Origin of the sequence: Leifsonia sp. Root112D2 (genome assembly GCF_001424905.1) — a bacterium.
In the GTDB taxonomy this organism is placed as follows: Bacteria; Actinomycetota; Actinomycetes; order Actinomycetales; family Microbacteriaceae; genus Root112D2.
The window spans coordinates 359,075-373,520 of record NZ_LMCU01000001.1; the positions used below are offsets into that span (position 1 = coordinate 359,075).

General features: G+C 64.8%; 11 protein-coding genes. 4 read left to right on the forward strand and 7 right to left on the reverse strand.

What is annotated here, in order from left to right; genetic code table 11:
* Nucleotides 1-55: 55 nt before the first annotated feature.
* Nucleotides 56-1,093: a LacI family DNA-binding transcriptional regulator gene (locus ASC63_RS01595; RefSeq protein WP_055809063.1), complete on the reverse strand. Its 1,038-nt coding sequence runs from the start codon at nucleotides 1,091-1,093 to the stop codon at nucleotides 56-58.
* A 256-nt stretch (nucleotides 1,094-1,349) separates the two neighbouring features.
* On the opposite strand from ASC63_RS01595, the gene ASC63_RS01600 reads away from it, so the two are divergent.
* The 4 genes from ASC63_RS01600 (at nucleotide 1,350) to ASC63_RS01615 (ending at nucleotide 6,700) form a co-directional block, all read left to right on the forward strand.
* Nucleotides 1,350-2,675: an ABC transporter substrate-binding protein gene (locus ASC63_RS01600; RefSeq protein WP_055809065.1), complete on the forward strand. Its 1,326-nt coding sequence runs from the start codon at nucleotides 1,350-1,352 to the stop codon at nucleotides 2,673-2,675.
* 80 nt (nucleotides 2,676-2,755) lie between these two features.
* Nucleotides 2,756-3,718, forward strand: a complete 963-nt coding sequence (locus tag ASC63_RS01605; RefSeq protein WP_055809067.1) for a carbohydrate ABC transporter permease — start codon at nucleotides 2,756-2,758, stop codon at nucleotides 3,716-3,718.
* A complete protein-coding gene (locus ASC63_RS01610) occupies nucleotides 3,715-4,605 on the forward strand; it encodes a carbohydrate ABC transporter permease (protein ID WP_055809069.1) in 891 nt (296 codons plus the stop codon). Before ASC63_RS01605 ends, ASC63_RS01610 begins: the two co-directional genes overlap by 4 nt.
* Nucleotides 4,592-6,700, forward strand: coding sequence for a GMC oxidoreductase (locus ASC63_RS01615; protein ID WP_082487036.1), 2,109 nt, complete (start codon nucleotides 4,592-4,594; stop codon nucleotides 6,698-6,700). Before ASC63_RS01610 ends, ASC63_RS01615 begins: the two co-directional genes overlap by 14 nt.
* A 37-nt stretch (nucleotides 6,701-6,737) precedes the next feature.
* On the opposite strand, the gene ASC63_RS01620 is transcribed toward ASC63_RS01615, so the two are convergent.
* From ASC63_RS01620 to ASC63_RS01645, 6 genes are all read right to left on the reverse strand, one after another.
* Nucleotides 6,738-7,373 (reverse strand): hypothetical protein, encoded by a 636-nt coding sequence (locus ASC63_RS01620; RefSeq protein WP_157487537.1) that lies wholly within the window; start codon nucleotides 7,371-7,373, stop codon nucleotides 6,738-6,740.
* The gene (locus ASC63_RS01625; RefSeq protein ID WP_157487538.1) at nucleotides 7,373-8,440 is read right to left on the reverse strand and encodes an OmpA family protein; all 1,068 of its coding nucleotides are present in this window, start codon (nucleotides 8,438-8,440) and stop codon (nucleotides 7,373-7,375) included. The genes ASC63_RS01620 and ASC63_RS01625 overlap by 1 nt, the downstream gene beginning before the upstream one ends.
* Nucleotides 8,441-8,555: 115 nt before the next feature.
* A complete protein-coding gene (locus tag ASC63_RS01630; protein ID WP_055814631.1) occupies nucleotides 8,556-10,973 on the reverse strand; it encodes a beta-glucosidase family protein in 2,418 nt (805 codons plus the stop codon).
* Between the two features lie 109 nt (nucleotides 10,974-11,082).
* Nucleotides 11,083-11,961, reverse strand: coding sequence for a carbohydrate ABC transporter permease (locus tag ASC63_RS01635; RefSeq protein ID WP_055809075.1), 879 nt, complete (start codon nucleotides 11,959-11,961; stop codon nucleotides 11,083-11,085).
* Nucleotides 11,961-12,986, reverse strand: a complete 1,026-nt coding sequence (locus tag ASC63_RS01640; RefSeq protein WP_055809077.1) for a carbohydrate ABC transporter permease — start codon at nucleotides 12,984-12,986, stop codon at nucleotides 11,961-11,963. Before ASC63_RS01640 ends, ASC63_RS01635 begins: the two co-directional genes overlap by 1 nt.
* Before the next feature lie 9 nt (nucleotides 12,987-12,995).
* The gene (locus ASC63_RS01645; protein WP_055809084.1) at nucleotides 12,996-14,300 is read right to left on the reverse strand and encodes an ABC transporter substrate-binding protein; all 1,305 of its coding nucleotides are present in this window, start codon (nucleotides 14,298-14,300) and stop codon (nucleotides 12,996-12,998) included.
* Between the last annotated feature and the right edge of the window lie 146 nt (nucleotides 14,301-14,446).

Sequence of the window (14,446 nt, forward strand, 5' to 3'; positions counted from 1 at the left end):
CCACGCTAATGCCGCGAGAGCGAATTACGCAAGCTTTTGCGATGACGTCCGAAATCTATCGTAGAGGCTTCTGAGCGGCCGGTGGCGCCGTGCTTCCCCGCACCACGAGGCTCGTCGCGAGGTCGAGCCGAGCCGCCCCGCGGCCGGGATCGTCGCGAAGGGCAAGTACCAGTCGGGTGGCCTGTTCCGCCATCTCCGCGAGAGGCTGACGCACGGTTGTCAGTGCCGGCCCGACCCACCGCGCAGACGGGATGTCGTCATAACCGACGATCGAAACGTCGTCTGGCACCGAGAGCCCCAGGTTTCGCGCAGCCTCGTATACCCCGAACGCCTGCAGGTCGTTTCCCGCGAAGATGGCCGTCGGGCGGTCAGCGGCGCGCAAGAGGCGTTCGCCGCCCTCCACTCCGTCGGAATAGTGGAACGTTCCCGGCACCACCAGCGCCGGGTCGATCGGGATGCCGACCTCGTCGAGTGCCGCGCGATATCCGGAGACACGGGCTCGCGAGCACATCATGTCCTCGGGACCGGTGATGACACCTATCCTGCGATGACCCAGTTCCAGAAGGTGGCGGGTGGCCATCAAGCCACCTGCCCAGTTCGCGGAACCGATCGACGGAACATCCGGAGCGGGGTCTCCCGCCGGATCGACCACGACGAAAGGGATGTCGCGGGTTCGCAGCCGTCGTTTGTGGTCGGCAGACAGATCGGAGAAGACAAGAATGACGCCGAGCGGTCGGCGCTTCAAGACGCCTTCGATCCAGTCGGCGGCAGGCGAATGACGATCGCCGCTTTCGGTCAGCACGACGCTCATGCCGTGCTCCCTGGCGACCCGGTCGACACCGCGGATGATCGCGAGCGACCACTCACTGTCGATATTCTGGAACACCAGCTCGAGCAGTCGCGCCTGCGACTGCTCTGCACCCCGCCTGCTGTAACCAGAGGAATGCAACAGGCCCTCGATCCGCGCCCTCACCGGGTCGGAAACGCCTGAGCGCCCGTTCAACACCTTCGAAACCGTGGACATTGAGACGGATGCGTCGAGTGCGATTTCGGCAAGCGTCGCGCGACGCGACGAAACCTTTTGTTCACTCATGCGCTCATGTTAGCGGCGTTTCAGGGTTCCTCACCACGTTGTGACCTCTTCAGCGCTACCGTGAAAGCGCTCTCTTCCAGAAGGTTGGCCGCCTCATGGCGACGCCCCGGCCATCAAAAACAGTTGACTTCTCTACCTGGTCGCGGAATACTAATCCCGTCGAGCACGAAACCTTTAGTACCATCGGCACACCGCTTGCATTCAAAGACGAATAGGGTCGCGCGAGTTGATATCGGCGATTCGGAAGGAAACTGTCATGGCTCCCCAATCCACAGGCGCTGCATTTACTCGGCGCAGTTTCATCGGCGTTTCGGCGGGCGCGGTAGCGACCGCTGTTCTGGCCGCATGCTCCACCGGCGGTGGAGGAGGCGGCGGTGGCGGCGGCAAGCCGCTCAAGTTCTGGAACATGCCGTGGGGCGGAACAGAGTTCAACCCTCTCGACAAGAAGATCACGGTGGCATACAAGCCGAAGAGCGGGCTGCCCTCGGCGACATACCAGGAGATCCAGTGGGCGAACTTCACCCAGACGTTCTCCTCGGCCGTCGCATCCAACACCGGCCCGGCCGTGAGCTCGGGCGGTGGAACCCAGGCGTTCCAGTTTGCCAACCAGGGCAAGATCGCCTACGCGGACGACGTGCTGGAGAGCTGGAAGAAAGATGGTCTATACGACGACTTCCTCCCCGGCCTGATCGATGCGATGAAGACCGACAACGGTTATGCGGCGGTGCCGTACAACCTCGACGTGCGCATTTCGTGGTACAACAAGACGCTCATGCAGCAGGCAGGCGTTGAATCGCCGAAGAGCTGGGATGACTACCAGAATGTCTGCGCTGCGCTCAAGAAGAATGGCGTCTACGGGTTCGGTCTCGGCTCCGGTGCTGGCAGCTTCACCGGAAGCCACATCCTCACGGCGTTCATGATCAACAACGGCGGCGGTCTGTTCAACGCCGACAAGAAGCCGGATTGTGTCACCCCGGAGAACATCGAGGCCATGGAGTTCGTCCTCGGCCTGGTGAAGGCCGGATACAGCGACCCGGCATCAGCCACCTACACAAGCGACAACGTGCAGGCGCAGTGGAAGGCGAAGAAGTTCGGCTTCGGCTGGGACGGCGCAGGCCTGCCCGCCGGCGCCGTTGGCGATGTCTCCGGCGACCTGGTCGTCGGTGACCCGCTCACCAGCCCGAGCGGCAAGAAGGGCGGCCTGTACTTCCCGAACAACATCATGATGTACAAGAACACCCCGAGCCAGAAGGGTTCCGAGGCGTTTCTCACGTACTACTACAAGAACATGGCCCCGCTGTGGACCAAGAACACCGGCATCGGCCTTCCTCCGCTGAAGTCCATCGCTGACACCAGCGAGTTCAAGGCCAACGCGAACAACGTGAAGATCCTGAGCGACTGGCAGCCCATCCTGAAGACCTGGGCGGCTCCCGGCGGAGACGGGCTGTTCTACAACATCGCCAACACGGTGGACGGAACCGCTCCGATGCTCACATTCACACAGTCGATCCTCGGCGGCAAGACCGACGCGAAGTCGGCCCTGACCAAGTTGCAGACCTCGATCGAAGGCTTGATGAAGTAACGAGCAGGATCGGGTGGGCCCCCAGCGAAAGCGGGGCCCACCCGATTTTCTCACCGCTTGACCCTTCGAAGGAGAAGTACATGTCGTCAGAGTCCGTGGCCGGAGCGCTGAACAAGGCACGAAGAGGCGTCGGTGTCGCCGGGTCGGGTCGGCCGCCCAGTGCGCGCAGCCGCAAACGCACCACGTCGCACGCGCGGGTGTTGCTTCTCTTTGCGCTCCCCTCGCTTATTCTGCTGGTGCTGCTCAACCTCTACCCGGTCATCTACGCCGGCCTGCAGTCGCTGCGCAACGGGGATCTGCTCAGCGCCGGCAACTTCGTCGGGCTCATGAACTACGTGAACGTGCTGCAGTCGCCGGCATTCTGGCACTCAGCCCTGTTCACCCTCATCTTCACCGTCACCGGCGTCTTCGGCAGCTGGGCCGTCGGCCTCGCGCTGTCGCTGCTGCTGCGCACCCGCATCCCGGCGAACGGCGTCTTCAAAGTGCTGCTGCTGCTGCCATGGGTCGTTCCGGTCGTCGTCTCCGCCACCTCGTGGAACTGGCTGGTGGCCACACCGCAGTCCCCGTTGCCGATCCTCTTCCACGCACTCGGCTTCGGAAACGTGTTGTTCCTGGCCGACCCGGTTCTGGCCCAGGTAACCGTCTGCGTCTTCAAGGTGTGGATCAGCTTTCCCTTCATGATGATGATGATGTCCTCGGCGCTCGCCTCCGTCGACACCAACGTCTATGAGGCGTCCAAGGTGGACGGCGCGTCGAGCTGGCAGACCTTCCGGCAGATTACGCTTCCGATCATCTCGCGGTCGACGTACATCAGCTGGATCCTGATGACCATCTTCTGCGTCAACGACTTCCCGACCATCTTCCTTCTCACCGGAGGAGGGCCCGTGAACGCCACCCAGTCGCTCGTCGTGCTGGCGTACACCACCGTGTTCCAGAACTTCCAGACCGGCCCCGGTGTCGCCATCGCCTTCCTCATGACCCTCGTACTCGTGGTCATCGCGACGGCGTTGTACCGCCAGATTCGAAAGGTGAGCGTCGAATGAGCGCCGACACAACCAATGTGCCGATCACGGGAACACTCCAGGTCGGGGTCATCTCGGGCAAGCGCCGCACGCTGACGCAGGCACAGGAACGCGGCAAATGGTGGCGGTTCTTAGGCATCCTGGTCATCACGGCCGTCGTGCTCACGCCGATCCTCGCCGTCTTTCTGCTCTCGCTCGAACCGTCGCTGGGCAGCACTACCACCGGCCTCACCTTCGAGAACTTCGGCAAAGTCTTCAGTGCGACCTCGGTGGGAACCTGGCTGGGCAACAGCCTCACCGTCACCCTCGTGACGGTGGTGGTTGCCGTCGCCGTGGCGGCGCCCGCCGGGTACGTGCTCTCCCGGGGACGCAGCAAGCTGGTCTCCGGGTATTCGCTGGTGCTCTTCATCGTGCAGTCGCTGCCGATCGTCACCGCCGTGATCCCGCTGTTCATCCTGTTCGCCCAGCTCGGGCTGGTCGACAACCTGGCGGGTATCACCATCATCTACGTGGGCTCAACGATGTCGGTGGCGGTGTGGATGATGGCCGCCTACTTCGACTCGATTCCCATCACGCTGGAAGAGGCGGCGTGGATGGACGGGTGCTCCGTGTTCGGCAGCTTCACGCGCGTGGTGCTGCGCAACTCGCTGCCGGGAGTTCTCTCCACGGCGATCTTCTCGTTCCTGCTCGCCTGGAACGACTATCTGGTCGCCGTCGTGTTCCTGCGTTCCGATGAGAACTACACGCTCCCGATAGGCCTGCAGACCTTCTTCCAGCAGAACCAGGCCAACTGGGGTCTGGTGATGGCCGTCGCGGTGATCATGATGCTGCCGCCGATCATCATCTTCTCCGTGCTCAACAAGTACTTCAGCGTCGGCGGAATCGGGGGATCGCTTGCAGGGAAGTGACCCCTGTAACGATTCCACAACCTCCGGCAACCCGGCCGTCTCCCCGACAATCCGTGCCGCTATTGACCGGGTGATCCCGGCCGATGCTTGGCCAGGTGGATGGGAGGGCGGAGTCGGCGCGTACCTGGTGAGCGCTCGCCACGAGCTGCGGTGGGCAACGACGCTGCTGTCGGCACTGGCCTCCCGACTGGACACGATGGCCACGGCGCACGACGCGACGTTCGCCGAACTCGACGACGCACAGCAGGATGCCATTCTCGGCTCGCTCGAGCACTCGCCCGAGAGCGCCGCCGAGTTCGCCGCGCTGCGCAGGATTTGCTGGGAGGGCTATTACGCGTCGTCCTCGTCAGCAGCAATGTCGTCCGCAGTTGAACAGCGCACGCCGATCGGGCTGCCGATGGTGGGGTTCCGGGCCGTGCCCGAGGGAGTCGTGCCCATTGAACCCGAGGCGATTGCGGGCATCCGCTCCGATCGCGTCAAGCGCGAGTACGACGCCGTCATCGTGGGCAGCGGACCGGGCGGCGGCGTTGCCGCCCAGGTGCTCACGCAGGCGGGCAAGCACGTTCTGCTCGTGGAGCGTGCGCGGCAGTTGCCGAATGCCGCGCTGCGCGGCGACCACCTGCACGGCAAGCGCAACGCCGTGTACGCCTCGTCCGTGGGGCCGGGGCCGGGGCATCCGCGCGTCGCGCTGCTGCCCGACGAAGAGCTCGTCGTCGACGGCGACGGGGATGCTAACGTCTACGGATTGAACGCGGATGCGCTCGGTGGCGGCACACGCGTGTGGCAGGGAATGGCGTGGCGTTTCATGCCCGACGACTTTCGCATGGCGAGCGTCTACGGCAACCCCGACGGCGCCTCGCTGGCCGACTGGCCGGTCGACTACGACGAGATGGAACCGTACTACTCACGCGCGGAGCAGGAACTCGGGGTCTCGGGCGCCGAGGGCGGACTCACCCGCCGCACGCCGCGCTCGGCCGGCTATCCGATGCCGCCGATGGGCACAGAGCCCGCCCGCGAACTGCTGGGCGCGGCCGCCGATGCGCTCGGCTGGGGCTGGGGTCCGATTCCGCTGGCGATCAACAGCGTGCCACACGACGGCAGGCCCGCGTGCGTGCGCTGCCCGCAGTGCGTCGGACACGCGTGCCCGGTGAACGCCAAGAACGGCTCGAACAACACTTTCATTCCGCGCGCTGTCGCTACGGGGCGGTGCGACGTGCTGTACGACTCCGAGGTCGTCGAGGTGCGCGACAAAGCCGACATCGCCGGGGTCACGATCATGGCGGATGCCTCGACTCACCCGATCGAGGTGACCGTGCGCGCCGCCGTCATTGTGGTGTCGGCCGGCGCCGTCGAGACGCCGCGGCTGCTGCTGGCCAGCGGCATCGGCAACGACGTGATGGGTCGCAATCTTCACGATCACCGTTTCGTGACGATGCTCGGAACGGTTCAGAATCCTGTGAAGCAGTTCATCGGTCCTGGGCACTCGGTGGCGACCCTCGATCATGTGCACGCCGACAGCATCCCGTGGGGCGGCGGTGTGATCGTCGACCTGATGAGCCTGTTGCCGCTGACATCCGCCGCATCGCCCTCGATGCCGGACGTGCCGGCGTGGGGCGCCGCACACAAGGAGTGGATGCGCGGCGATCGCGCGCGCGCATTCGGTGTGTTCGGCATGGGGCAGGAGATTCCACTGGCCACCTCACGTGTCACGCTCGCCGACGGGGTGCGCGACCGCTGGGGGCGCCCGGGAGCTGCCTTGCGCAAGAACGTGCACTGGGCATCCGTTCAGGTCGAGGAGGGCATGGCTGCGGCCGGCGCGCAGTGGCTCGAAGCAGCGGGAGCTCGCGATGTGCGACGCTCGGTCGGCACCGCCACGGCCTCGGCCGCGGGAGAGCACTCCTGCGGCACGGCGCGCATGGGTGTTGACCCGGCTGCCTCGGCCACCGACCCGTGGGGTCGGGTGCACGGAGCGCGGCGCGTTGTCGTGTGTGACTCGTCGCTGCATCCCACGAACGGCAGCGTCAACCCCACGCTGACGATCGTGGCGAACGCCTTCCGCGTCGCCGAGCACCTCGTGGCGGACTGGCCGGCCTAGAGCCTCTCTGCCATCCGCGCGGTGAGGTTGGCGCGACTCAGCCGCGTGTCACCGTCACCCCGGTGATCGCCTCGAACCCGGGGATCGTGACGTCGACCGTGGTGAGCGATGACGGCAGTGGTGGCATCACGGAGTGCAGCACAGTGCCCGGGGTGCCGACCTCGTCTGGAATACCCGAGCACAGGCATCCGTTGTCGGCGCCGTCCGCGGCGTTGGCGGGCGCGTACGTATACGCGTAGTAGATCTTCTTCGTTGAGCCGTCGACGAGTCCGATGTACCGGGTATCGAGGAACGGGGGCTTCGACACCTGGAACGAGTTCGTCGCGGCCGCCTCACCGTTCGCGCTTTTCAGCCGCCAGGTCAGCACCGTCGAGTCTGGCAGCGCCTCGATCTCGAGGATGTCGGCGACGACGGCAGAAGGGGTTTCCTTGCCGCCCGCGGCGATGGTGCCGTTCGCAGATGCGATGGCTTTCGCGGTGTCGTCGGCCGCCATGATCTTTGCGATCGCCTCCTTTGCCGACAGGCCGTGGCCGTGCGTCGGCGTCGGCGTGGAGTGCGAGCTGGGCGCGCTCGTGCATGCGGTCAGAGCCAGAGCAGCAATGCACGCGGCGGCGATACTCGCGACGACGCGCATCCGGACGCTCTGGGGATGAGCCAAGGTTGCCGGCCGCATCAGTTTCCTTCCGTCGACATCGTCACCGTTACTCGCCTGTTGAGTTGCCTGCCGACATCCGTGCCGTTGTCGGCGACCGGGTTCTGTTCGCCCAGGCCAGACACCTTCAGCGTGACGCCGGTGTTCGTCACGAGCGGTTGCAGCGCACTCAGCACGGACTGAGCGCGGGCCTCCGAGAGGGTCTGGTTATGCGCGGTTGTTCCGGTGTCGTCCGTGTAACCGACGATCGAAACGACGCCTGTCGCATTCTTGTTGATCTTCGCGGCGGTGTCCTTGAGGGTCTGCCGCGCCCGGGGTGTCAGGACCGACTGGTCGACGGCGAAGAGCACATCGGAGTTCAGCGCGACGGAGACCTTCTTTTCACTCGTGCTGACGGTGGCCTCCGGGTCCGCGATATTGCTGGTGAGTTCTCGTGTGGACAATGCCGCATCTGCGGATGCGATGGTGTTTGAACTCGGGAGCTTCGGCCAGCCGCGGTCGAGCGTCACCGCCCGCGAGTCGACGATCGGCTTCGGCAGTTCGGTGGTCACGGGAACATTCGTGATCTGCGCGCGGAAGCCGATGGAGACGGTCACGTGAGTGAGTCCCTTGGGCAAGGGGGGCAGCACCGCCCACCCGACATTGGGTTTCGCATGAGTGACGGAAATCTCCGACACACTGCTGCACAGGCACTCGCCCGATTTCGCCACCATGGGCATGTAGTACGTCATGTCCTTCGCGTCGACGATGCCGACCGCCCAGGCATCCAGAGGCCGAAACTGACTCGCGAGGCCGATCCTTGGCATGGCGGCCCCCGAGTCTGCCCCCGCACCGCCCATCGAGTAGAACACAGCGGTCCCGCCCGGTATTCGCACGACCGCATGAATGGCGCCGTGAATCAGCTTTCCGTCAGGCAGGTCAAAGGCCCGGTACGCGAAGGTGCCCGCGAGCGGCACGTCGTGAGGCTTCGCCTGGGGCGTACCGGCCGCCGCCGGTGCGACGCCGGTCGCAAGCGTTGTCGCCCCGGCCAGCATCGCGGCGCAGCAGAGAGCAACGATGAGTCTTGTGTGCCACGACCGAGTACTCACGAATCATCTCCCCACGCACCGGTCTCACCTCGACGCGATGCGGTTGCCATGTTCGTCGAAATCGTGCGAAGGCGCGATGGGCACCTCTACCCATGCTGAGCCGAACCGTGGCGGCCTACTGCGGAACGGCGACCGCCCCCGCGTGAGCGCGCACGCTCACCGCGCGCAGATCCGCCGTCGTCACTTCGTGCACGTGCCCGGTGATCGAGAGAGTCGCGCGGGGGGTCGCAGACCCGGCAATCGTTCTGGCCGTCGCTGGTCGCTCACTGACAATCGCGCCGGCGGATGCGTCTGCCGCGTCCGCGCGCGCAGATGCCTCGGCGTGCGACGCGACCCACACCTGAACGTCTCCCGGCTCCACGATCTTGACCATGCGACGATCGCTGAAGGCGAATCGAGTCGTCGGCACCGAGAACTCCAGGCGCACGGACGCGCCAGCGTCGAGCTGCACACGTGCATAACCGAGCAGTTGCGCCACCGGCCGCGTGATGCTGCCCTGCACATCGTGACCGTAGAGCTGCACGGTGTCCGAACCGCGCGTATGACCCGTGTTGGTCACCGTCACGCACGCGCTGAAGACGCCGCCCGCGGGGGTGGATGCCTGCACCTCAAGCTCCGAGTAGCCGAAAGAGGTGTACGAGAGCCCGAAGCCGAACGGGCGCAGCGGCGTCGAATCGGTGGCGGTGACATCGGAAGGGCCGCCCAGAATCGGGTGCAGATACGAGTACGGCTGCGCGCCGGTCGAGCGAGGCATCGAAACCGGCAGGCGCCCGGAGGGGTTGACCCGGCCGGTGATGATGTCCGCTATAGCGAGACCGCCACCCTCCCCCGGGAAGAACGCCTGCAGCACGGCGCTCGGCCTGGCGCCAGCACCGTCAAGCGCCCAGCCCACGGCGTAGGGGCGCCCCGTCAGCATCACCATGACCACGGGCGTCCCTGTCGCGACGACCGCCTCGACGAGTCGGCGCTGCACGCCGGGCAGTTCGAGCGAATCGGAGTCGTTGCCCTCGCCCACGGTGCCGCGACCAAAAAGTCCGGCTTGGTCGCCGACGACGACTATCGCGAGCTCGGCAGCGGCAGCAGCCTGCACGGCCGCGGCGAATCCGGATTCATCGTCGTCCTCGACGGTGCAGCCCTCCGCGTAAACAATCTCCGGCATGGCGAGAGAAGCCGCACCGAACGCATCCGGAAGCGCCTCGAGCACGGTGGGAATCGTGAAGCCGAGCGGCAGGTCCGGATGCCCTGCGAGCACGTGGTTGGCGAAGGAATAGCAGCCTTGCAGCGCCTCGGCGCGATGCGCGTTGGGACCGATGACGGCAAGCTTCGTCAGAGGGCTCTCGCGTGCCCCGAGCGGCAGCACACCGTCATTCGACAACAGCACAACAGACTCCTCGGCGAGACGGCGCGCCAATTCGCGGTGACGCGGCGAATCAAGATCTATCTCGCTCGGCGGGTCGTCTTCGTAAGCATCGGCGTCGAGAAGGCCCAGCTGCTCCTTCTGCGTGAGTGCACGCAACACGGCCCGGTCGACGTATGCCTCGTCGAAATCACCGGCACGAATGCGATCGGCGAGCGGTTGCAGGTAGGCGTCTCCCGTCGGCAGCTCGATGTCGATGCCGGCCTCGAGCGCGAGCGCCGCGGCCTCGCCACGGTTGGCCGCGACAGCGTGCATCACCTCAAGAAAGGACACGGCGAAATAGTCCGCGACCACGACGCCATCGAACCCCAGCCGTTCACGCAACAGCTCGGTGAAGTACTCGCCGTTGGCGGCCATCGGCACGCCGTCGATGTCGGTGTACGAGTTCATCACCGACCTGGCCCCGCCATCGAGTATGGCCATCTCGAAGGGCGGCAGAAAGACATCCGCGATCTCCCGCGATCCGGCCCGCACCGGCGCGTGGTTGCGCCCGGAAGTCGACGCCGAGTAGCCGAGAAAGTGCTTGAGCGTCGCGTGAACGCCCGCATCCTGCAGCCCGCGCACGTACGCGGTGCCGACGGTGCCCACCAGATAGGGATCTTCGCCGATGCACTCGTCGACCCTGCCCCATCGCGGGTCGCGCACGACATCGAGCACCGGCGCCAGACCCTGGTGAATGCCGAGCTGCTTCATGGAATCGCCGATGGCACGCGCCATCTCGCCGACCAGCTCGGGGTCGAATGCGGCGCCCCAGGCCAGCGGCGTCGGGAAGGTCGCCGCCTTCCACGCGGCAAGACCGGTCAGGCATTCCTCGTGCACGAGGGCGGGGATGCCCAGCCTCGTCTCGCGTTTGAGACGCCGCTGCTCACCCCACAACCACTCCGCGCGCTCCGCGGGCTCGACCGGGCGCGTGCCGTAGACCCGCGTGTACTGCCCGAGCCCGTGGCGGGTCACCTCGGCGAGGTCGCCCGACGGCCTCTGGCCCGCCGCCATCTCGCGCTGCATTGGCGCCGCCACACCGTTCTGGTCGAGCCAGTAGCCCACGATCTGGGCCAGCTTCTCCTCGAGGGTCATCTGCGCAAGCAGCGCGCGCACGCGCTGAGACGCATCCGGCATCGCCGGCACTGCAACCGTCACTTCACTCTTCGCTTTCGCTGGTTTCTCTGGCGGGTACGAGAATTATTCCTCGGCGTGCTGACATGCGTTCGGTCTCGAAGGTGACTGCTCACCCCTTGACCGCGCCGGTCAATCCGCCGACGATGCGACGTTGGAATATCGCGAAGAAGATCAGGGCCGGAATCATCGACAGTGACGTGAATGCCAGAACTTTTGCCGTATCGACAGAATACTGCGATGCAAAGGCCTGCACGCCGAGCGGCAGGGTGAACGTCGCCTGATCATTCAGGATGAACAGCGGAAGCAGGTAGCTGTTCCAGCTGCCGATGAACGCGAGGATGCCGGTGGTCACGACGCCGGGAACCGACAGCGGAAGAACCATGCGAAAGAAGAAACCGAGGCGGCTCGCGCCGTCGATCGACGCCGCCTCCTCAATTTCATCGGGAATGGCCCTGAGGAACGGTACGAGAATGATCACCGTGGTGGGCAGCCCGAAGGCGATCTGCGGCAGGATGACACCGCCCAGGTTGTTCATCAGCCCAAGATTCTTCACGAGGATATAGAGCGGCGTGATGGCAACCGTCAGCGGGAACATCAGCCCGGCAGCGAACAGGGAGTACATCGCGCCGCGCCCGCGGAACCTGTAGCGCGCAAGCACAAAACTCACCATCAACCCCAGAGCGACAACACCGAAGGTCGTCGCGAGACCGACTATCGCGGAGTTGCCGATCTCCTGCCAGAACGTCGAGCCCGTCAGCACGTTCAGGTAGTTGTCGATGCGCCAGGGGCTCGGCAATCCGGCGGGCGATGAGGTGATCTGCGAATTGTCGCGGAATCCGCCCAACACGATGTAGAGCACCGGACCGAGGCAACCCGCGATGAACACCAGCGAGATGAAGTAGACGACCGGGCTTCCCCACTCGTCACGCTTGCGAGCTCGCACGCGCGGCGCCCGGAGGGGGGCAGGGGTGAGCGTCGTGACGGCCATCACTTCTTCCTCTCTGTGAGTGCGCCCGCGGTGTCACGTCGCAATACAAACCGTTGATAGATCAGCGCAATGATGAGCGAGATCACGAACATGACAACGGCCACGGCGTTGCCGTACCCGTAGTTGCCCGAGGTGCGTCCGTTGGCGACCATGTATGTCGCCATGGTCGAGACGCCAGCCGTCGAGGCGATGTACTGGCCCCAGATGATGTAGACGAGGTCGAACAGCTGGAGAGAACCGATGATCGACAGGAACGCCCAGATGCGGATCGTCGGTCCGAGCAGCGGGAGGGTGATACGGCGCTGGATCTGCCAATAGCTCGCGCCGTCGATCGCTGCCGCCTCGAACAGTTCCTCGGGGATGCTTTGCAGGCCGGCGAGAAACAGGATGACGGCGAATCCGATGTATTTCCACGAGATGATGATCATCAGGGACCAGATGGCGATGTCGGGGTTCGATAGCCAATCGGCTCTGAACGCGCCGAGTCCGATGCCCTGCAGCAGGTCGTTCACGGCGCCGGATGTCTGGAGCATCAGGCTCCAGCCGGTGCCGACGATGACCTCGGAGATCACGTACGGCACGAAGATCAGAACGCGCACGATGGACCGTCCGCGGAACTTGCGATTGAGCAGGAGCGCCAGCACTATCGCCACCGGTCCCTGGAGGATCAGCGACAGCACCACAATGGCGCCGTTGTGTATCAGCACATTGTGAAAGTCGGGGTCGCTGAGAATGACCCGGTAGTTCTCAAGGCCGACGAAGTCGACTGGCGCCCCGAAGCCCTTCCACCGATAGAAGCCGTAGTACGCAGCGAGCACGACCGGGAAGATGACGAAGCCGACGAACATGATGATCGCCGGGCCGGAGAGCAGCGCGATCTCGAGTCGCTTGCGCCGATCCGTAGCTCGTCGTTTGGGCCGCCGGGGGGCCGGGGATGACACGCGAAGCGCGCCATCCCCGACCGACTGCGACCCCTGAGGCGGCCCCGGCTCGAACACCGAGGCCGCGCGGAGGGAATCACTCATGGTTGCGGGCTAACCCTTTGCCGCGGCCTGGTCGACGGTCTTGATGATGTCGGCGGGCGAACCCTTGCCGGCAAGCATGTTCACGACGCCGACGTTGAGCGCGTTGCCGACGTTCTGGCCGTAGAGCGTGTCGAGGAACTGCGACGCGTATGGGGCATCGTTGAAGGACTTGATCGAGTCCTTCAGATAGGACTCGGTGATGACGCCCTGGGCAGCCTTGTTGACCGGAATCGCGTTGAAGGCCTTGTAGTAACCCTCCTGCACGCTCTGAGTGGTGGCGTAGTTGAGGAACTCAGCGCACTCCTTCGGTGCCTTCACCGAGCAGGAGTCGCCGCCGACGCTGCCCATGATGGCTCCAGCTTCGCCCTCACCACCGTTGATCGAGGGGAACGGGAACCAGCCGAGGTCGGGCAGAGGCTTCTGGTCCGGGGTGAGGGATGCGATGACACCCGGGTCCCACGAGCCCATGAGCTCCATGGCCGCCTTGTGGTTCGCCACCAGGCCGGCAGAGCTGCCGGCGCCCTGCTGTGCCGGTGTGGTGAGGAAGCCAGCGTTGAAGGGCTTGGTGTCGCTGAACGCCTTCAGGTCGTCGCCGGCCTTCGTCCAGCAGGAGTTGTCGAACTTGAATGTCGTCGCCGCCTTGTCCAGGGTCGACTTGCTGCACTCGCGCAGCGCGAAGTTGTAGTACCAGTGCGCAGCAGGCCAGGCATCCTTCGCCCCGACGGCGATCGGTGCGATGCCCGCTGCCTTGAGCTTGGTGACGGCGGCGTTGAGTTCGTCGATCGTCGTCGGCGGTGCGGTGATGCCCGCCCTCGTGAAGAGATCCTTGCTGTAGTAAATGCCTTCGGGGGCAACGCTGATGGGCATCGCGTAGAGCTTGCCGTCAATGGACTGGCTCTTGAACGCGCCATCGCCGACAGCCTTCTTCGTGGCTGCGTCGACCGAATTCGTCAGGTCCTGCAGCTGACCGGCAGCTGCCATCGCCGCCATCTTGCCGCCACCGCGCTGCAGGAAGATGTCGGGTGCATCCCCTGAGTTCAAGGCTGTCTGCAGCTTGCCGTCGAGGTCTTCGTTCTGAATGGTCTGGATCTTGATGGTGACGTTCGGGTGGCTCGCCTCGAAGTCCTTGACCGTCTTCTGCCAGAAGGCCTTGCCGGGGCCCGTGGTCGAGTTGTCCCAGAAGCTCATGGTGACCTTCGCGCCGTCTTTGCCAGAGCTGCCGTTGTCGCCGCCGCTGCTGGAACAGCCGGAGGCGATCAGTGCCGTGGTCGCGGCGAGTGCGAGTATTCCCGCGACTCGAATTTTCTTCTTCATTGAAAGAAACTCCTTGGTAGTCATTCGTTGACATACGGCAGCTGTCTGCCGCGTACCAGATCATGACATCCGGATGCGTGTCGTGTCAATCGATATCGATAACGTTTTCGAAACCGTTATCTACGACCCGCCTCCCACAGCCCGCG

Coding starts and splice junctions, on each gene's coding strand:
- ASC63_RS01595 (WP_055809063.1), bottom strand. CDS start 1,093: ATGAGTGAACAAAAGGTTTCGTCGCGTCGCGCGACGCTTGCCGAAATC.
- ASC63_RS01600 (WP_055809065.1), top strand. CDS start 1,350: ATGGCTCCCCAATCCACAGGCGCTGCATTTACTCGGCGCAGTTTCATC.
- ASC63_RS01605 (WP_055809067.1), top strand. CDS start 2,756: ATGTCGTCAGAGTCCGTGGCCGGAGCGCTGAACAAGGCACGAAGAGGC.
- ASC63_RS01610 (WP_055809069.1), top strand. CDS start 3,715: ATGAGCGCCGACACAACCAATGTGCCGATCACGGGAACACTCCAGGTC.
- ASC63_RS01620 (WP_157487537.1), bottom strand. CDS start 7,373: ATGCGGCCGGCAACCTTGGCTCATCCCCAGAGCGTCCGGATGCGCGTC.
- ASC63_RS01630 (WP_055814631.1), bottom strand. CDS start 10,973: ATGCCGGATGCGTCTCAGCGCGTGCGCGCGCTGCTTGCGCAGATGACC.
- ASC63_RS01635 (WP_055809075.1), bottom strand. CDS start 11,961: ATGGCCGTCACGACGCTCACCCCTGCCCCCCTCCGGGCGCCGCGCGTG.
- ASC63_RS01640 (WP_055809077.1), bottom strand. CDS start 12,986: ATGAGTGATTCCCTCCGCGCGGCCTCGGTGTTCGAGCCGGGGCCGCCT.
- ASC63_RS01645 (WP_055809084.1), bottom strand. CDS start 14,300: ATGAAGAAGAAAATTCGAGTCGCGGGAATACTCGCACTCGCCGCGACC.